Raw genomic sequence first — 18,765 nt, 5'->3', positions numbered from 1 at the left:
TAAAAAAATCCGCTTTAATAGCGGATTTTTTTTAATTGTTATACTACCAATACGCCGTTTTCAGCTCCTGCGAAATCATTCCACTTGAATGAATCAGCTTCTGGCTCATTTACATAAGTACCGTCAATTACATATTTGAACTCGTATGCTGAATCTTTAGTTAAGTCAAAAGATCCTTTAAAAGTTCCATTTTTTAATTTGCTTAAAGCTCCTTCTTCTACTTTCCAATCATTGAAATCACCAATTACAGATACTTGATTAGCTTCTTTCGCTTCTACAGAAAACGTGACCTTACAAACGGGCTTAGTTTTTATAAATTGTTTTTTTATAGACATAACTATTTCATTTTTAAAGTTATAACAAAGTAAATGAAATATTTTTAAGTTTGCACAAGCTGTCTCATTTTTAGCATAAAAGCAAAAAAGCTTTCAGTTTTTTACTTTTAAAAAGAAATTGAATCGTTTAAATTCCAATTTGAAAAAAGAAAACGTTTTCTCTTTAAAGATTCAATAATCATAATGGAGATTTTTAAAAATAAATTTTATCTTTATGAGCAAAATTTAAATCATGGAAAAAGAATTACACGAACAATATGAGTATGCCAGAAACCGAATAAAACAAAAGAAAAGATTATACTACCATTTTGTTTTCTTGATGTTGTTCACTATTTTTTTGATTGCAGCAACTTACTTTTTTGATACGGGATTTAATATACATTGGTGCATTTGGGGCATAACTTTATGGTTGTTCTTTTTTGTTTTGCATTTCATAAAAGTTTTTATAACAGATCGCTTTATGAATAAAAATTGGGAGAGAGATCAAATTGACCGATTAGTTGCTTTACAGCAAAAAAAAATAGAGCAATTGAAATCTAAAATTGAAGAAAATAATTCTAAATAACACCATTCGTATGATTATTATGATTGCTGCCGTGGCGGAAAATAATGCTCTCGGGAAAAATAATGAGCTAGTTTGGCATCTGCCCAATGATTTTAAAAGATTCAAATTCTTAACAACAGGACATCATATAATAATGGGAAGAAAAACTTTTGAAAGTTTTCCAAAGCCACTTCCTAATAGAACGCATGTTGTTATCACACGAAATAAAAACTATAATCCAGAAGGTTGCATTGTAGTTGATAGTATTGAAAAAGCAATCTCAATTTGCCCGGAAAACGAAACTTCATTTATTATTGGAGGAGGAGAAATTTATAATTTGGGGCTTCAATTTGCAGACCAGCTTGAAATCACGAGAGTGCATCATAGCTTTGATGCAGATGCTTTTTTCCCGGAAATCAATTCCGGTGATTGGAAAGAAATCCAATCAGAATTTAATCCTATAGACGAAAAACATCAATTTGCTTATACCTATCAAACATTCGTCAAAGTATAAATGTATGTTGTTTTGGTTCCTTGGTAATATTGAAATAAAACTCAAAAAAAAAGCATCCTAAATATTTAGGATGCTTTTTTTAATGATTAGCGGGATGACTCATTCTTGTACTAAGATTTGATAACATAATATACAAATCACAAATATCAATATTATCCCCGAAATGAAGACAATATAATTTGATAATCTTTGAGAGTACAACTCAAAAAAGCCTTTAGTACCAAATACCACAAAGGTACTAAAGGCAAAGAAAATTAAAATTTCCAAAAACAAATTTAATCCTAAGAACGTATTTTGCGCTTTTAAAATAATACTGCCATTACTGACGGTACCTTCAAAAAATAATACAAGAACAAATGAGATAAATAGCGCAAGAAGCATCCATTTGATTTGGGTCATTAATTCCCGTCTAATCATTTAAAAAAAATATTTAAATTTTAAAGTACAAACATCAGTAATAAAAACAGTTTCCACAATACCCACTTTTGGTGATATTTCAATTTTTTTTCATTTTTTTTATTTTCGTTTTAAGTGTGATATTTGCTACAAAAATGAGTTTTCAAATAAAATTTTAACCAAAACCAAAAACACATTTATAGTTTATACAGTTTGTTTATATTTGTACAAACTAAAAAAATGCCAAAAGAAATCACACCCTATAAAGATTCTTCACTAAGTAAAAAAGAACAAGTTGCCAAAATGTTTGATACCATTTCAGGTAACTATGACAGCCTTAATCGAGTTATATCATTTGGTATCGATGTTAAATGGAGAAAAAAAGTATTGCAATTGGTTACCCAGACCAATCCAGAAAATGTTTTGGATATTGCAACAGGAACTGGTGATCTTGCTATTTTGATGGCGCAAACCAAAGCAAAAAAAATTATAGGACTTGATATTTCGGCTGGAATGCTCGAAATAGGGAAGAGTAAAATTGAGGAAAGAAAATTGTCTCAAACAATTGAAATGGTATTGGGAGATTCCGAGAACATGCCTTTTGAAGATCATTTTTTTGATGCCATAACAGTGGCATTCGGCGTTCGAAATTTTGAACACCTTGAAAAAGGCTTGGCCGAAATTTTGAGAGTACTAAAACCAGGTGGAATTTTTGTTATTCTGGAAACTTCCGTACCGGAGAAAACGCCTTACAAACAAGGATATAATTTCTACACCAAAAATATTTTACCATTAATAGGGAAGCTCTTTTCAAAGGATGATGTTGCCTATGGTTATTTATCCGAATCAGCTGCTTCTTTTCCTTTTGGAGAAGCATTAAACAATATTTTAAGAAAAACTGGGTTTATAAATGTGAAAGCTATGCCACAAACGTTTGGAGTTGCAACTATTTATAGCGCTTCCAAAAAATAATACTGAAAACATTCGGCACAAATATGAAAAAAATAATTGTATTAATTCTATTGACTATAGCCATAAAAGGAAGTGCTCAGAATTCAAAAAGTATTTTCGGTAAGGATCCTATTATAAATCTAGAAAATTGGCAAAAGAAAAAAATCTATTTCGGTTTTTTTTTAGGATTTAACAGTTATGATTTTAAAATAGATTATAAAAAAATGGAAACAGATCCAAGATATTCATCAGATATCCAAACCGACAATACAGTAGGATTCAATGTCGGATTAGTGACCAATTTAAGATTGATGGAATATTTGGATTTGCGTTTTGAACCGGGACTTTATTATTCCAATAGAACGCTACATTATCCTCCAACTGTTGGTTTTGATAGTTCAAGTGATGCAATCAGAGACATAAATAGCACTTATATCAATTTTCCTTTATTGTTAAAATTCTCTTCTCTTCGAACTGGAAATGTTCGCCCCTATTTATTGGGTGGAGTGTCAGCAAATTTAAATTTGTCCAGTAATGCAAAATCATTGGACGACAATCTTGAAGAACGATTTAGAGTAAAAAGTTGGACCACTAACTATGAGTTGGGTTTTGGGATTGATATCTTTTCGGAATACTTTATATTTTCACCATCGATTCGAGGGCAATTTGGAATTTCTGACGAATTAATACGCGACAAAGACCCCAACAGCCCTTGGACAAGTAATATTGAGTCTATGAAATCGAGAGGCTTTTTGATTAATTTCACCTTTCATTAGAAATAAGCTATATTTAATTTTGCCTTCTGAATTCGCTTAGGATAATGGCGGTAGCAGTGGCCACATTCAGACTTTCGGTGATTTGAAGATCCCCAAAACGTGGAATGGTAAGTCTTTTGGTAATTAGTTTTTCTATATTTTCAGAAATCCCGTTCGCTTCATTTCCCATAACAATAATTCCTTCTTGAGGCAAAGTTGTTTTGTAAATGTTTTCACTGTCCATAAAGGTTCCAAAAACGGGTAATTTAGTTTTTTTTAGAAAGGCGTCTAGGTCAATATAATTGACATTTACCCTTGCAATCGAACCCATTGTGGCCTGAACGACTTTCGGATTGTAAATATCAACCGTCTCTTTTGAGCATATCAATTGGTGGATTCCAAACCAATCACAAAGTCTTAGAATAGTGCCTAAATTGCCAGGGTCGCGAATAGAGTCAAGGGCTACAACAAGTCCAGACTCGATAATTTTGCTCTCTAAAGGAATTTTGAATAATGCTAAACATGTATTCGGTGTGGACAAAGCGCTGATTTTGTTTAATTCGTTTTCTGAAATAACACTTCTTTTATTAGAAGCAATGTCAGTAAAATCCTCATTGGTTGTGTAAAGATGTTCTAATTCAAAATTTGATTTTACTAATTCTTGAATTACTTTTACGCCCTCGGCAAAAAACAATTGATTTGCAAAACGATGTTTTTTTTGTTGCAAACTCGATATAAGCTTTATTTGGTTTTTACTAAGCATAAAAAAATGTACTTTTGAATTAAATATTCTATAACACGAGTCCCCTCATGAATAAATTTTTTTCTTTCTTTAAAACAAAAAAGCGGTTTGCTTGGCATCTAGGGCAATTCATACTTTTTGAGAAGAAAAATAATCTCGCAAAAATATCATTATTTATCCTAATTAGTGTTTTTTTCTATGCTTGTAATTCAGAAAAGAGGGTTCCTGCCAGAAAACAGCTTCTTGTCAAAAATGAAATCTTTGAAAATGGCAAATTGCTCAAGAATCAAACCATATATGATCAGTTGTATCAGCAACCAAACAGTAAAGTGCCCATAATAGGATATCGATTTTTGTTAAATTTGTATAATTTGGCCAATCCAAATCCTGATTCTACATTCAATTTGAAATATTTAAACAATAAAAAGAAATATGATAGAGAAGTCAAATGGCTTTCGGCAAAACAAATTGAAGGACTTCGTAAATCTTTTTGGTATCTAGGGTTTCATAAGTTTTTAAAAGAAACAGGAGAAGCACCAGTAATTTTGGATACCCTAAAAGCTAAAAAATCATTAACAAGACTTAAAAGTTATTATTTCAACAATGGTTACTTTGATGTTGATGCAACCTATAAGCGAGATTCTTTAGCTCCTAAAAATGCGAAATTAAAATACTATCTGACAACTGGAAATCCTTATTTTATTGATTCCTTAAGAACGGCGATCGAAACTCCTGTTTTAGACTCTATTTATAAAACTTCAAAATCGTTTATCGTTCCTGGTAAACAATATAAAACCGAAGATTTTGAAAGTGAAAAAAATCGAATAACTACTCTTTTTAGAAACCATGGGGCCTACCGTTTCCAAGCTAATTATGTCACTTTTGATATTGATACCATAAATAAAAAAGACAAGGCTAGTGTAACCTTGAATGTTGGAGATTATTCTTATCAGGAAAATGATTCGACCAAAACAGAGCCATTTAAATTATATAAAATCAGCGAGATTAAAATCTACACCGATTATAAGCCGGAAAGACATGATCTGGCAATTAAAGACAGTGTGACTTATAACAACATGAATTTGTATGGATATGAAAAAATAAAATACCGTCCCCATGCTATAACAGACGCCGTTTTTTTAACTAAGGGAAACCTCTTTAATGACAACAAAACAGTTTTGACTACTCGGTATTTGAATAATTTAAAGATATTTAATTATCCAACCATACAATATCAGGTTGACCCTAAAGACACTTTAGGTGAATCCTTGGTTGCCAAGATTTATTTAACTCCCCGTAAAAAATACAGTTTTGGTTATACTTTGGATGTTACTCATTCGAATATAGAAGATTTTGGGATTACGGGCAGTATTACGGAAACAATCCGAAATGTTTTTAATGGAGCTGAGACTTTAGAGCTTTCGGCAAGAGGAAATATAGGCGCTTCAAATGATATTGCTGATTCAAATGATAGTTTTTTTAATGTATCAGAGTATGGTTTAGATGCCAAGCTGAACTTCCCACGAATTCTATTTCCCGTTAAAACGGAAAAAATAATTCCGAAAAGTATGATACCGTCCACAGTTGTTAGTTTAGGTCTTTCAAAACAAACGAATATAGGATTGGATAAAGAAAATTTTACAGGATCACTTTCTTATAACTGGACACCTAAAAAGAACACTACTGCAAGGTTTGACCTATTCAATTTTCAGTATGTTCGTAATCTTAATCCTGAAAATTATTTTAATGTCTATAATAGTTCTTATGATGCTTTAAATACTATTGGAAAAACATACAATACCAATCCTCTTAATGTTGACGTTGATAATAATTTGATTATTGAAAGCGGGACCTCTACTTTTACAAAAGAAGTTTTAACGTTACAGACAGTTTTGAGACCAGATGATCAAGAATACCAAGATGTAAGTAATATTGAACAACAAAGAATAAGACTTACTGATAATGATTTTATTTTGGCAACCAATTTTAATTTCACCAAAACAAGTAAGAAAGATTTACAAGACAATACCTTTTATACTTTTAGGACCAAAATAGAATCTGCGGGAACTTTATTGTCTTTGATTTCAAATGTAAGCAACATCCCTAAAAACGGAAATGGGAACTATGAAATTTTCAATTTGGAATATTCCGAATACATAAAAACGGAATTTGATTATATCAAACATTGGAATGTAAATAAGGCAAATGTATTTGCGATGAGAGCTTTTTTTGGCATTGCAATTCCTTATGGAAACTCAAATTCGATTCCTTTCTCAAAGAGTTATTATGCAGGTGGAGCCAATGATAATAGAGCGTGGCAACCTTATAATTTGGGGCCGGGAAGCAGCTCTTTTTCTAATGACTTTAACGAAGCCAATATGAAAATTGCGATCAGTGGTGAATACCGATTTCTAATAACCGGAAAATGGAATGGGGCTCTTTTTGCTGATGCAGGAAATATTTGGAATGTTTTGGATGTGGTTAATTATGAACCTGCAAAATTTAATTCAATAAAAGATTTAAAAGAAATGGCTTTGGGTACTGGATTTGGTATACGATATGATTTAGGCTTTTTTGCGGTTCGAGTAGATATGGGATTCAAAACATACAATCCTGCCTTAGAAATGGGCGATAGATGGTTCACACAATATAATTTTGCGAATTCAGTATTTAATTTTGGTATCAATTACCCTTTCTAAGTGCTAATTAATTCTTATTTTTGCAAATTATAATCTAAAAACTAAAAAAACAATTAAAAGAAAAATTACAATGGCACACAATATCAAACCCGGAGTGGCTACAGGAGATCAGGTACAAGCGATTTTCAATTACGCAAAAGAAAAAGGATTTGCACTTCCTGCTGTAAACGTTGTTGGATCAGACACAATTAACGGAGTATTAGAAACTGCAGCTAAATTAAAAGCACCAGTTATTATTCAATTTTCAAATGGTGGAGCACAATTTAATGCAGGAAAAGGACTTTCTAATGCTGGAGAAAAAGCCGCTATCGCAGGTGGTATTGCTGGAGCAAAACATATTCATACATTAGCAGAAGCTTACGGAGCAACAGTTATTTTGCATACTGACCACTGTGCTAAAAAATTATTACCTTGGATTGATGGATTGTTGGATGCTTCAGAAGAACATTTTGCAGCAACTGGAAAACCATTGTTTTCTTCTCACATGATTGATTTATCTGAAGAGCCAATCGAAGAAAACATTGAAATCTGTAAAGGTTATTTGGAAAGAATGAGCAAAATGGGAATGACTCTGGAAATCGAACTTGGAATCACTGGTGGTGAAGAGGACGGTGTAGACAACTCTGATGTTGATAGCTCAAAATTATATACGCAGCCTTCTGAAGTATCTTATGCTTACGAAGAATTATCAAAAGTGAGCCCAAGATTTACAATCGCTGCTTCTTTTGGAAACGTACACGGTGTTTATAAACCAGGAAACGTAAAGTTGACTCCAAAAATCTTAAAAAATTCGCAAGATTACGTTCAGGAAAAATTTAAAACAGGGCATAATCCAGTTGATTTTGTTTTCCACGGTGGATCAGGTTCTACATTGGAAGAAATCAGAGAAGGAATCAGCTACGGTGTTGTAAAAATGAATATTGACACAGATTTGCAATTTGCATTTACTGAGGGAATCCGTGATTTTATGGTAAACAACATTGATTACCTTAGAACTCAAATTGGTAACCCAACTGGTGCCGATGCTCCAAACAAAAAATATTACGACCCAAGAAAATGGTTGCGTGAAGGCGAACTGACTTTCATAGCAAGACTTGAGCAAGCATTTGCTGATTTGAATAATGTGAATACACTATAAATTGTTTCAAGTTTCAAGTTTAAAGTTTTATAACCTGAAACTTTAAACTTGAAACTAAAAATTAAATAAATATGGCTTGGTTTAAAAGAAAAGAAAAAGGAATCACTACGGCTACCGAAGACAAAATGGATATTCCAAAAGGACTTTGGTACAAATCACCTACAGGAAAAATTATCGATGCAGAAGAATTGGCGCGTAATCTATTTGTAAGTCCCGAAGATGGTTTCCATGTTAGAATTGGGAGTGAGGCCTATTTTGATATATTATTTGACAACAATGAGTTTGTCGAATTAGATAAAAATATGACTTCTAAAGATCCACTGCATTTTGTTGATACCAAAAAATATGCAGATCGATTGAAAGAGGTGATGGAAAAAACACAACTTAAAGATGCAGTGCGCACTGGAGTTGGAAAATCCAAGGGAAGAGAATTAGTAATATGCTGTATGGATTTTGCCTTTATTGGTGGATCTATGGGAGCAGTTGTTGGAGAAAAAATTGCAAGAGGAATTGACCATGCTATCAAAAATAGACTGCCTTTTGTAATGATATCCAAATCAGGAGGTGCCAGAATGATGGAAGCAGCTTATTCTTTAATGCAATTGGCAAAAACTTCTGTAAAATTGGCGCAACTGGCTGAAGCTAAATTACCTTATATCTCACTTTGTACTGATCCAACTACTGGAGGAACAACTGCGTCATATGCAATGTTGGGAGATATCAATATTTCTGAGCCAGGTGCCTTAATTGGTTTTGCTGGCCCACGTGTGGTGAGAGATACAACAGGTAAAGATTTACCTGAAGGATTTCAAACTGCCGAGTTTCTTCTCGAACATGGTTTCTTGGATTTTATTACGCCTAGAAAAGAATTGAAAGATAAGATTAACTTATACATCGATTTGATTCAAAACAATGATATTAGATAAATGGAAATCCCGAGAAATCGGGATTTTTTTATGATTAATTTTTTGGTCTTCCTTTTTTAAGTTCTCTTTCAGCTATTTTAAATACCAGTTTTTCTCTCCATTTGGCATAATGGCCTTTGAATGTTACTTTTATAGCACTGTCTACAGCCCCATGCATGAATAAACTCCAAACACTGGCCATTTTGCGTGTAATAGATCTATCCCATGCACGAAGTGTTAGGGAGAAAGAGCCGTCTATATAGCGCATCCAGTGCCACATTCCGGTTGGCATAAATAATGTATCTCCGTGTTCTAGAAAAACTTCATAACCTTCAACTCCTTTTAATGCTGGAAATTTTTCGAAATCAGGGTTCGCAACGTTATAATCTTCTAGGGCATAAGTTGTATTGGGAATGCAATAAAGTCTTTTTTTCCATTTATAATCAAATAATATAATGTGTTTTCTTCCGCCAAAATGAGTATGAAAAAGATGAGGTAAGTCAATATCGTAATGCAAAAAAGTAATAGCACTGGAACCTCCAAAAAACATGGCAGGCATGCTTTCGATAAATCCACCCATTAATTCTTTGGGAACTTTTATATCATTAAGTAATTCAGGTTTGTGTTTGAAAAGATTAAAGAAAAAAATACGCAACTCGGTAGGTTCTCTTTTTATTAAATCCAGATATTCTCCAAATTTCATACTGGCAATAGAGGCATTGATGACTTTAGTTGGATCAGCTTTGGAATTATCCACTAATTTTACTTCAATATCTCCCGCTATTTCCTTGAAATAATCGGTTGACCATTTTTCTCTTGCAGGCCAATCCTTAGTTAGCCCTTTTATGATTAATGGCTTTCTTTTATCTAAATAATTTTTTTTAAAATCTTCTTTAGAAATAGACTCAACAGTGTCAACAGGGTTTAGGATAAAGCTCATTTATTTATTTTTTAATTTAAATAGATCTGCTTATCAAAAATACCTAATTATTCTTAACCATCAAAATTTACAATTAAATAACAAAAACACAATATACTACATTCCAGTTCTAATGGCTTCTACTGGGTCTAGTTTGGATGCGCTAATAGCAGGTAGAATTCCAGAAATTACTCCAACAATAATTGATAATCCTGACCCAATTAAGATATTCCAAAAGCTCAAAACAAACTCAAAATCTAATAAACTAGTCAATAAGATTGATAATAGCCATACTATTGATAAACCTATTGTGCCTCCAATAACGCAAAGAATAATAGCTTCAAATAAAAACTGGAACAATATAAATCTATTTTTGGCGCCTAAAGATTTTTGAATTCCTATTAAATTCGTTCGCTCTTTTACTGAAACAAACATGATATTAGCAACTCCAAACCCTCCAACTAGAAAAGAAAAAAAACTTATAAAAATACCGCCTAAGCGCAAAGAACTTATTATGCCATTAATAAGATCGAGAAATCCGCCAAAAACATTAATAAAGAAATTGTCAATTTCCCCAGCTTTCAACCCTCTAAAATTCCTTAATTTTTGTGTTATCTCACTTTTATACTCTTCCATATCCACCCCATTTTCGGGTTTGAATATGATTACATTCGTTAAATTTGGATTATTGTCGCCATACAGCCTACGAACAAAATTAACGGGAATAAAAGCTGCGGTATCGTTACTGTCGCCAAGTGAAGAACCTTCTTTCTTTAAAACTCCTATTACGGTAAATCGCTGGCCATACAATCTTACATTTTTTCCTAAGGGTTCTGACTCATCAAAAAGTGATTTTGCAATATCGTTACCAATTACAATTACTGGAGTTCCTGAATTGGCTTCAGATTCATTGTAAAATCTTCCTTTTTCAAATTCTAATCCTTGAATGTCTATAAATTCATAGGAAACAGGAACAATATTTACATCACTGACTGTTTTGGATTCGTATTTTATTGATTCTCTTTTGGTAAAAATTTGGTATCCTAATTGTTTTGTATGGGTCATTGCGTTTTTTAGGTAGACATATTCAGTGTATTTTACATTGGGGAATTGTTCTCTTTTCCATTGTGGTATATCCGACGGGCCAAAAGAAAATTTTAATAAGTAAATAGTGTTTTTATCCAGACTGCTTAACTCTTTTGAAATTTTTCTGTCCAAAGAATCTACCGCTGCAAGAACTGCTATTATGGAGAATATACCAATAGTAACCCCCAATAAAGAAAGTAATGTTCTTAATTTATTACTGCGCAAAGCATTCATGGCAAAGCCAAAACTCTCTTTTAATAATCGTAGGTAAACTAGCATGTTTTTTTGAATTTGTATTACTATAAAATTCTATCTTTTTATTTCTTTGGAAAAGTATTTAAAATTTGGTTCTCAGAAAGCGCTTTTGTCATTATAATTTGGATGAAATTTCATCACAGCCGTTTCAAAAACTTAAAAAAAATACATTTAACAATATGTATGTTATTTTAAGACATTGTTACATATTTTTTATTGAATTATATTATCAAAAAAAACTATTTTTGCACTTTATAATCATAACTACTCAATGAACACAACAAAAACAATCCAATCAGCATTAATTTCGGTCTTTTCAAAAGAAGGCCTTGAACCAATTGTAAGAAAATTGCATGAGCAAAATGTAATTTTTTATTCTACAGGAGGAACCGAGGAATTCATTAAAAATTTAGGAATCCCTGTTATACCTGTTGAAGATGTTACTTCTTATCCTTCAATTTTAGGTGGACGTGTAAAAACATTGCATCCTAAGGTTTTTGGAGGTATCTTAAACCGTCAAGATAATGAAAGTGATGTGCAGCAAATGCAGGAATACAACATTCCGCAGCTTGATTTGGTAATTGTTGATTTATATCCTTTTGAAAAAACAGTTGCTTCAGGAGCTAGTGAAGAAGATATTATCGAAAAAATAGATATTGGTGGTATTTCATTGATTCGTGCTGCCGCAAAAAACTTTAAAGATACAGTGATCGTTCCGTCTATGGATCAATACAGTTTGTTTTTGGACATGATTACCACCCAAAATGGAGGAACAACATTGGCAGACAGAAAATTATTGGCTACCAAAGCTTTTCATGTTTCTTCGCATTACGATGGTGCTATCTTTAATTATTTCAATACTGATGAAACTATTTATAAAGCTAGTATAGAAAATGGCCAAGTATTGAGATATGGAGAAAATCCACATCAAAAAGGATTTTTCTTCGGAGATTTCGACGCTATGTTCACCAAAGTTCATGGTAAAGAATTATCATATAACAATTTGTTGGATGTTGATGCTGCAGTAAACTTAATTCATGAGTTTAAAACTGACGGACCAACATTTGCAATTTTAAAACATAACAACGCTTGTGGATTGGCTACAAGAGAAACTATTTCTGAAGCTTACAATGTGGCATTGGCTTGTGATCCTACCTCTGCTTTTGGAGGGGTATTGATTGCTAATACGACAATTGATGTGGCTACCGCAAATGAGATTAATAAATTATTCTGTGAAGTAGTTATTGCTCCATCTTATGATGCTGAAGCAATTGCTATTTTACAAGAAAAGAAAAACAGAATTATATTAATTCAAAATGATGTCGAATTGCCTCAAAAACAGGTAAGAACATGTTTGAATGGGTTGTTGATTCAAGAAAGAAACAACATCACTGATACTAAAGCAGACTTGAAAACCGTTACAACAACAGCACCAACAGAGCAAGAAATTAAAGATTTGATTTTTGCTTCTAAAGTGTGTAAGAATACTAAATCAAATACAATTGTTTTTGCTAAAAACGGAACTTTAATATCTTCGGGAACTGGACAAACATCAAGAGTGGATGCATTATTGCAAGCTATTGAAAAAGCTAGAGTTTTCGGATTTAGTTTAGAAGGTGCTTCTATGGCAAGTGATGCTTTTTTTCCATTCCCAGATTGCGTTGAAATTGCAAAAAAAGCTGGGATAACAGCCGTGATTCAACCTGGAGGATCTATAAAAGACGAATTAAGCATTAATTATTGCAATGAAAATAATCTTGCGATGGTATTTACAGGAACACGTCATTTTAAACATTAATTTGTTTAACTTTGTGCGTAATTTATTTATAACTTTTTAACCCCTAAAAGGCATATGGGATTTTTTGATTTCATGACCGAGGATATTGCGATAGACCTTGGTACAGCAAACACTTTAATCATTCACAATGACAAAGTCGTAATTGACAGTCCGTCTATTGTTGCGCGTGATAGAATATCAGGCAAAATAATTGCAGTTGGTAAAGAAGCCAATATGATGCAAGGAAAGACGCATGAAAATATTAAAACAATAAGGCCTTTAAAAGATGGTGTAATTGCTGATTTTGATGCATCAGAAAAAATGATCAGTATGTTTATCAAAAGCATACCGGCATTGAAAAAAAGAATGTTTACACCAGCCTTAAGAATGGTAGTTTGTATTCCATCAGGGATTACCGAAGTGGAGATGAGAGCGGTTAAAGAATCTTGTGAGAGAGTAAATGGTAAAGAGGTATACTTGATACACGAACCAATGGCAGCAGCAATTGGTATCGGAATCGACATTATGCAACCAAAAGGAAATATGATTGTTGATATAGGTGGTGGAACAACTGAAATTGCGGTAATTGCATTAGGCGGAATTGTTTGTGATAAATCGGTAAAAATTGCCGGTGATGTTTTTACAAATGATATTGTTTATTACATGCGTACACAACACAACCTGTTTGTTGGAGAAAGTACAGCTGAAAAAATAAAAATTCAAATTGGTGCTGCTATTGAAGACTTAGAAACTCCTCCAGAAGATATGTCAGTTCAAGGAAGAGATTTATTAACCGGAAAACCAAAACAGGTTGAGGTATCTTATAGAGAAATTGCAAAAGCATTGGATAAATCAATTCAACGAATTGAAGATGCAGTAATGGAAACATTATCACAAACTCCTCCTGAATTAGCAGCCGATATTTATAATACAGGTATCTATCTTGCAGGTGGTGGATCTATGTTGAGAGGACTTGATAAAAGAATCTCCCAAAAAACAGATTTACCGGTTTATATTGCCGAAGATCCATTGAGAGCAGTAGTAAGAGGAACTGGAATGGCCCTTAAGAATATTACAAAGTTTAAAAACATTTTGATTAAGTAATACCTTTTTTACTGAAGTTACTTTATATCTAACATTCAATATACCGTTAAGAAATGCAGCAAATATTTTCATTTATTATAAAAAACAGTAATAGAATACTGTTTTTGCTGCTTTTGGGTATTTCGTTATCCCTTACCATACAATCTCATTCTTTTCATAGAAGTAAAGTCATTAGTTCAGCTAATTTTCTGAGTGGTGGTGTTTATGAAAAAATAAATTCTGTGGAAGAATACCTTCACTTGAAAGAACAAAATGATGAACTTGCACGGGAAAATGCCAATTTGAAAAGTTTGTTGTTTAAAACTCAAGATTCTGCCAAGATTCCTAATTTAGACAGCCTAAAAGGTGTTCTGCCAAAAGATATTATTGTTTCCAAAGTGATTCATAACTCATATAATGTGTACGAGAATTTTTTAACTTTGAATTCTGGTTCAAAATCGGGTGTAAAACCTGACATGGGGGTTATCAATAGTCTTGGAATTGTAGGTATTATAGATAATGTGTCCGAAAATTATTCTACTGTAATTAGTATATTGAATACTAAATCTCAAATTAATGCCAAAATCAAGAATTCAGATCATTTTGGAACCTTGAATTGGGATGGTAAAAATGCAGGTTTTGTACAATTGATCGACGTACCAAGATTGGCAAGTATTCGAAAAGGGGACACCATCGTTACAGGAGGTCAATCTGTAATATTTCCGGAAAACATTGGGATTGGAACAATTGACAAAATATTCATCCCTGGTGACAAAACTCATTATTATACTATCAGAGTAAAACTATTTAATGATATGACCAATTTAGGACATGTTTATATCATAAAATCCGAAAATAGCGAAGAAATTAAAAATTTAGAAAATCAAAGAAAAAAAGATGAATAGCACGTTGTTAGTGAATATTTTTCGTTTTGTGCTCTTATTAGCTTTACAAATTCTAGTTTTTAATAATATGAATTTCGGAGGTTATGTAAGTGCATTTCCCTATATCCTTTTCATCATCCTTTACCCTGTAAACGGGAACAAGGCCAATCTGCTTATCGCTAGTTTTTTTCTGGGTTTAATCATGGATTTATTTTCTAATTCGGGGGGAGTTCATGCTACAGCATGTGTTCTTTTGGCTTATTTAAGGCCTTACTTTTTTAAATTTTCATTCGGACTAAGTTATGAATATCAAACAATCAAATTGAATGATGTTTTGACTCCAGAGCGATTTACGTTTATTTTATTATCAGTTACTACACATCATGTTGCTTTATTTTTATTGGAATCTTTTCAAATTACTTTCATCTTAGATGTTCTACTCAGAACTTTGCTAAGCACATTGTTTACTATTTTAACCTGTATTATTCTTATTTATCTAATAAAGCCAAATAAACGATGAGAAAAGTCTTGTTACCAGCTTTAATTATTATTGGTGCATCTTTGTTAATCATACGTGTTTTTTACTTACAAATTATTGACGATTCTTTTAAGCTGAAATCAGAAAATAATGCAATTAAAATCAAATATGATTATCCAGAGAGAGGTTATATTTATGATAGAAATGGCGTGTTATTAGTTGCCAATCAGCCTTCTTACGATATAATGGTAATTCCTAGAGAGTTGAATAATACTGACACTCTCGAGTTTTGTAAATTATTGAATATTACGAAGGACGATTTTATAAAAAGGATAGAAAAAGCCAAAGTATACAGTCCAAGATTGCCTTCGGTATTTTTGGCTCAATTGAACAAAAATGAGTTTGCTGCTTTTCAAGAAAAAATCAGAAAGTTTGAAGGCTTTTATTTTCAAAAACGTGCCTTGCGTGATTACGAAGTTGATTTTGGAGCGAATATTTTTGGATTTATAACACAAGTCAACGATAAATTAATTGAAAAAAACCATTATTATAAAAGTGGTGATTTGATTGGTAAACAAGGGGTTGAGGAAAGTTATGAAAAAATTCTTCGTGGTATAAAAGGGGTTAAATATTTCCAAAAAGACAAGTTCAACCGAGAAATAGGTTCCTATAAAGAAGGTAAATTTGATACTATTGCTGTTCAAGGAGAGGATATAAACCTAACTATTGATGCAGAAATCCAAAAATATGGCGAGCAATTAATGGTGAACAAACGAGGAGGAATTGTAGCTATTGAACCCAAAACGGGCGAGATTTTGGCACTTGTAACTGCACCATCCTATGATCCTGGAATTCTGGTCGGAAGACAACGTTCTAAAAACTATACAAAATTATATCATGACTCTATTGCAAAACCACTTTATGATAGAGGTTTATTGGCAGAATATCCTCCAGGATCTCCTTTTAAAATTATGACGGGTCTAGTTGGACTGCAAGAAGGAGTAATAGATGAGCAAACTACTTTTGTCTGTAATCATGGTTTTTATTATGCTCCAGGCCGATTTCAAGGATGTCACTGTGGTATTTTTGGACCTAGAAGTCTCAATGTAGGTATTTACAAGTCTTGTAATGCTTATTTTTCGAATGTGTATTTGAGAACTATTGGAAAATATAAGGCACCATATGCTGTGGATGTATGGAGCAATCATGTTAAGAGTTTTGGATTAGGTCAATTTATGGGTTACGATCTGCCAACTGGTAGAAAAGGAAAGATCCCTACTTCCAAAACGTATAAAAAAATGTATCCTGGTTGGGGCTATAGTGGAAAAACAATTATATCCAATGCCATCGGTCAAGGAGAAGTATTAATGACTCCTATACAATTGGCCAATATGATGTCTGCTGTTGCTAATGAGGGGTACTATTACACTCCTCATATTATTAAGAAAATAAAGGGAGAGAAAATCGATACTAAATTTACGACAAAGCATGTTACAACTATCGACAAAAAATATTTTCCTCCTATGATTCAAGGTTTGTTTGATGTTTATAACCACGGGACCGCCTATGCCTTAAGAGTTGAAGGAATCGATATTTGTGGAAAAACAGGAACAGCCGAAAATTTTGCCAAAATTGATGGAGTAAGAACCAAAATGCAAGATCACTCTATTTTTGTTGCTTTTGCTCCAAAAGATAACCCGAAAATTGCTATAGCTGTTTTGGTTGAAAATGGAGGTTTTGGTGCTACTATTGCTGGACCAATTGCCAGTTTAATGATTGAAAAATACCTTAGAAAAAAAATCACAAGGACCGATTTAGAAACTCGAGTTTTGAATATCAGTTTACAAGGACGTTACGCCAAACTTGGAGGTCTTTCAGAAGAAGTGAAAAAACAATTGCGTATTCAAGATTCTATTACAAACAGTAAAATAAAAGCAGCTCAAAAATTAGATTCTTTAAAAACCAAAAAACAATAATTCATATCAAATGAAAAATCAAAGTTTATCAAGCAATATTGATTGGATATGTATCATTATCTACATTTTACTTGTGTTTTTAGGTTGGTTAAATATTTATTCTTCTTCATTGTCTTCTACTGAAGGGACTTATGAAAAGCAAGCTATATTTATTGCTTTATCTGTTCCTTTGATTTTTATTCTCTTGTATATTGATGGCAAATTTTATGAAAAATATGCCAGTATCATCTTTGTAATTTCTTTACTGTCCCTTGTAGGTCTGTTTGCCTTCGGTAAAACAATTGCAGGACAACGTTGTTGGTACGCAATTGGGAGTTTTACATTGCAGCCCTCCGAGTTTGCAAAAGCGGCAACTTCGTTGGCATTGGCCAAATATTTAAGCGACACACAGATAAACCTAAAAGATGTTAATCGACAAGTACAGGCATTAGCTATTGTCTTTTTGCCGGTTATGCTAATCTTGCCACAGCCCGATCCAGGAAGTGCGATGATCTATAGTATTTTTATTATTGTTTTGTTTAGAGAAGGATTACCATCTTGGTATGTTTGGACTGGTTTTATAACCATAGTGCTTTTTATGTTAACGCTGGTTTTAGAGCCCCAGTATGTTATTTTAATGGCTTTGGTGGTTATTGTCCTTGTACATTACAAATCGAGAATAGGGGATCGGAACATTGTGTTGAGTGCCATGCTTTTTGCGCTTATATCAGGTTTTGTTTTATCTGTGAACTATGTTTTCACCAATGTTTTCAAGCAACACCACCGTGATCGTTTTAATATATTGTTAGGCAAAGAGGTAGATATGAAAGGTATCGGATATAATACCAATCAATCTGAGATTGCTGTAGGTTCTGGTGGCTGGTTTGGTAAAGGATTTCTTGAAGGAACACAAACCAAAGGCGGTTTTGTGCCTGAACAACATACCGATTACATTTTTACTACAGTTGGTGAAGAATGGGGATTTGTTGGATCCTTGGTGGTAATTGGCCTTTTTACAGGTTTGTTTCTTCGAATAATTTACCTTGCAGAAAGACAAAAAACTAAATTTAGCAGAGTATATGGTTATTGTGTGGCAGGAATATTATTTACTCACTTTTTTGTAAATATTGCCATGGTTGTGGGGGTTTTTCCAACTATAGGGGTTCCGTTGCCTTTCTTTTCTTATGGAGGTTCAGGCTTGTGGGGATTTACGATTTTATTGTTCATTTTTATTAAAATGGATGCCAATAAAGTAAATGAATGGTAGTAATCTTTTTGGTTAGAAATTCATTCTTTATAATCAACTTTCTTTTTATCAATTTTTATTTTTTGATTGTCTTTTGAGTTAT

Annotated in this window: 17 protein-coding genes; 13 read left to right on the top strand and 4 right to left on the bottom strand. The window is 32.8% G+C overall.

Annotation, left to right across the window (positions count from 1 at the left end; genetic code table 11):
* Positions 1–38: 38 nt before the first annotated feature.
* A complete protein-coding gene (locus tag DOS84_RS16180) occupies positions 39–335 on the bottom strand; it encodes an isoamylase early set domain-containing protein (protein ID WP_111411148.1) in 297 nt (98 codons plus the stop codon).
* A 232-nt stretch (positions 336–567) separates the two neighbouring features.
* Between DOS84_RS16180 and DOS84_RS16175 the strand changes: the two genes are divergently transcribed.
* The 4 genes from DOS84_RS16175 to porT all read left to right on the top strand — a co-directional run bounded on the left by DOS84_RS16175 (position 568) and on the right by porT (position 3,516).
* On the top strand, positions 568–900 hold the full coding sequence (locus tag DOS84_RS16175) for a 2TM domain-containing protein (protein WP_111411147.1): 333 nt from the start codon (positions 568–570) through the stop codon (positions 898–900).
* A gap of 10 nt (positions 901–910) precedes the next feature.
* Entirely contained in the window at positions 911–1,393 is a 483-nt protein-coding gene (locus DOS84_RS16170; protein ID WP_111411203.1) for a dihydrofolate reductase, read from the top strand.
* Between the two features lie 636 nt (positions 1,394–2,029).
* Positions 2,030–2,761 carry a bifunctional demethylmenaquinone methyltransferase/2-methoxy-6-polyprenyl-1,4-benzoquinol methylase UbiE gene (ubiE, locus tag DOS84_RS16160; RefSeq protein WP_111411146.1) on the top strand — a complete coding sequence of 244 codons (732 nt, stop codon included), beginning with the start codon at positions 2,030–2,032 and terminating at the stop codon, positions 2,759–2,761.
* Positions 2,762–2,784: 23 nt separating this feature from the next.
* Positions 2,785–3,516: a type IX secretion/gliding motility protein PorT/SprT gene (gene porT / locus DOS84_RS16155; protein WP_111411145.1), complete on the top strand. Its 732-nt coding sequence runs from the start codon at positions 2,785–2,787 to the stop codon at positions 3,514–3,516.
* 13 nt (positions 3,517–3,529) lie between these two features.
* On the opposite strand, the gene DOS84_RS16150 is transcribed toward porT, so the two are convergent.
* Entirely contained in the window at positions 3,530–4,258 is a 729-nt protein-coding gene (locus DOS84_RS16150; protein ID WP_111411144.1) for a TrmH family RNA methyltransferase, read from the bottom strand.
* Positions 4,259–4,305: 47 nt separating this feature from the next.
* On the opposite strand from DOS84_RS16150, the gene tamL reads away from it, so the two are divergent.
* The 3 genes from tamL (at position 4,306) to accD (ending at position 9,000) form a co-directional block, all read left to right on the top strand.
* Positions 4,306–6,936: a translocation and assembly module lipoprotein TamL gene (gene tamL / locus DOS84_RS16145; protein WP_111411143.1), complete on the top strand. Its 2,631-nt coding sequence runs from the start codon at positions 4,306–4,308 to the stop codon at positions 6,934–6,936.
* A 70-nt stretch (positions 6,937–7,006) separates the two neighbouring features.
* Positions 7,007–8,074: a class II fructose-bisphosphate aldolase gene (gene fbaA / locus DOS84_RS16140; RefSeq protein ID WP_111411142.1), complete on the top strand. Its 1,068-nt coding sequence runs from the start codon at positions 7,007–7,009 to the stop codon at positions 8,072–8,074.
* A 71-nt stretch (positions 8,075–8,145) separates the two neighbouring features.
* On the top strand, positions 8,146–9,000 hold the full coding sequence (accD, locus tag DOS84_RS16135; protein WP_111411141.1) for an acetyl-CoA carboxylase, carboxyltransferase subunit beta: 855 nt from the start codon (positions 8,146–8,148) through the stop codon (positions 8,998–9,000).
* A gap of 34 nt (positions 9,001–9,034) precedes the next feature.
* Here accD and DOS84_RS16130 read toward each other — a convergent pair whose 3' ends face one another.
* Both DOS84_RS16130 and DOS84_RS16125 read right to left on the bottom strand, forming a co-directional pair.
* The gene (locus tag DOS84_RS16130; protein WP_111411140.1) at positions 9,035–9,919 is read right to left on the bottom strand and encodes a cupin-like domain-containing protein; all 885 of its coding nucleotides are present in this window, start codon (positions 9,917–9,919) and stop codon (positions 9,035–9,037) included.
* Positions 9,920–10,015: 96 nt separating this feature from the next.
* Entirely contained in the window at positions 10,016–11,263 is a 1,248-nt protein-coding gene (locus DOS84_RS16125) for an ABC transporter permease (protein ID WP_111411139.1), read from the bottom strand.
* Between the two features lie 247 nt (positions 11,264–11,510).
* Here DOS84_RS16125 and purH point away from each other — a divergent pair, with 247 nt between their 5' ends.
* From purH to rodA, 6 genes are read left to right on the top strand one after another with little or no spacing between them, the layout of a single operon-like run.
* Positions 11,511–13,037 (top strand): bifunctional phosphoribosylaminoimidazolecarboxamide formyltransferase/IMP cyclohydrolase, encoded by a 1,527-nt coding sequence (gene purH / locus DOS84_RS16120; protein ID WP_111411138.1) that lies wholly within the window; start codon positions 11,511–11,513, stop codon positions 13,035–13,037.
* Between the two features lie 54 nt (positions 13,038–13,091).
* The gene (locus tag DOS84_RS16115) at positions 13,092–14,120 is read left to right on the top strand and encodes a rod shape-determining protein (RefSeq protein WP_100433056.1); all 1,029 of its coding nucleotides are present in this window, start codon (positions 13,092–13,094) and stop codon (positions 14,118–14,120) included.
* Between the two features lie 53 nt (positions 14,121–14,173).
* Positions 14,174–15,004: a rod shape-determining protein MreC gene (mreC, locus tag DOS84_RS16110; protein WP_111411137.1), complete on the top strand. Its 831-nt coding sequence runs from the start codon at positions 14,174–14,176 to the stop codon at positions 15,002–15,004.
* A complete protein-coding gene (mreD, locus tag DOS84_RS16105) occupies positions 14,997–15,503 on the top strand; it encodes a rod shape-determining protein MreD (protein ID WP_111411136.1) in 507 nt (168 codons plus the stop codon). The genes mreC and mreD overlap by 8 nt, the downstream gene beginning before the upstream one ends.
* Complete coding sequence (gene mrdA / locus DOS84_RS16100) at positions 15,500–17,437, top strand: penicillin-binding protein 2 (RefSeq protein ID WP_111411135.1); 1,938 nt, start codon at positions 15,500–15,502, stop codon at positions 17,435–17,437. Before mreD ends, mrdA begins: the two co-directional genes overlap by 4 nt.
* A gap of 10 nt (positions 17,438–17,447) precedes the next feature.
* Positions 17,448–18,683 carry a rod shape-determining protein RodA gene (gene rodA, locus DOS84_RS16095; protein WP_111411134.1) on the top strand — a complete coding sequence of 412 codons (1,236 nt, stop codon included), beginning with the start codon at positions 17,448–17,450 and terminating at the stop codon, positions 18,681–18,683.
* The last annotated feature ends 82 nt before the right edge of the window (positions 18,684–18,765 follow it).

The sequence above is a fragment of the Flavobacterium aquariorum genome, assembly GCF_003254745.1.
Taxonomy (GTDB): Bacteria; Bacteroidota; Bacteroidia; order Flavobacteriales; family Flavobacteriaceae; genus Flavobacterium; species Flavobacterium aquariorum.
This window is presented reverse-complemented; position numbering and strand designations above follow the sequence as displayed.

Bases quoted from the DNA above. Each gene is read 5' to 3' on its own strand.
- DOS84_RS16180 (WP_111411148.1), bottom strand. From the start codon at position 335: ATGTCTATAAAAAAACAATTTATAAAAACTAAGCCCGTTTGTAAGGTC.
- DOS84_RS16175 (WP_111411147.1), top strand. From the start codon at position 568: ATGGAAAAAGAATTACACGAACAATATGAGTATGCCAGAAACCGAATA.
- DOS84_RS16170 (WP_111411203.1), top strand. From the start codon at position 911: ATGATTATTATGATTGCTGCCGTGGCGGAAAATAATGCTCTCGGGAAA.
- ubiE (WP_111411146.1), top strand. From the start codon at position 2,030: ATGCCAAAAGAAATCACACCCTATAAAGATTCTTCACTAAGTAAAAAA.
- porT (WP_111411145.1), top strand. From the start codon at position 2,785: ATGAAAAAAATAATTGTATTAATTCTATTGACTATAGCCATAAAAGGA.
- DOS84_RS16150 (WP_111411144.1), bottom strand. From the start codon at position 4,258: ATGCTTAGTAAAAACCAAATAAAGCTTATATCGAGTTTGCAACAAAAA.
- tamL (WP_111411143.1), top strand. From the start codon at position 4,306: ATGAATAAATTTTTTTCTTTCTTTAAAACAAAAAAGCGGTTTGCTTGG.
- fbaA (WP_111411142.1), top strand. From the start codon at position 7,007: ATGGCACACAATATCAAACCCGGAGTGGCTACAGGAGATCAGGTACAA.
- accD (WP_111411141.1), top strand. From the start codon at position 8,146: ATGGCTTGGTTTAAAAGAAAAGAAAAAGGAATCACTACGGCTACCGAA.
- DOS84_RS16130 (WP_111411140.1), bottom strand. From the start codon at position 9,919: ATGAGCTTTATCCTAAACCCTGTTGACACTGTTGAGTCTATTTCTAAA.
- DOS84_RS16125 (WP_111411139.1), bottom strand. From the start codon at position 11,263: ATGCTAGTTTACCTACGATTATTAAAAGAGAGTTTTGGCTTTGCCATG.
- purH (WP_111411138.1), top strand. From the start codon at position 11,511: ATGAACACAACAAAAACAATCCAATCAGCATTAATTTCGGTCTTTTCA.
- DOS84_RS16115 (WP_100433056.1), top strand. From the start codon at position 13,092: ATGGGATTTTTTGATTTCATGACCGAGGATATTGCGATAGACCTTGGT.
- mreC (WP_111411137.1), top strand. From the start codon at position 14,174: ATGCAGCAAATATTTTCATTTATTATAAAAAACAGTAATAGAATACTG.
- mreD (WP_111411136.1), top strand. From the start codon at position 14,997: ATGAATAGCACGTTGTTAGTGAATATTTTTCGTTTTGTGCTCTTATTA.
- mrdA (WP_111411135.1), top strand. From the start codon at position 15,500: ATGAGAAAAGTCTTGTTACCAGCTTTAATTATTATTGGTGCATCTTTG.
- rodA (WP_111411134.1), top strand. From the start codon at position 17,448: ATGAAAAATCAAAGTTTATCAAGCAATATTGATTGGATATGTATCATT.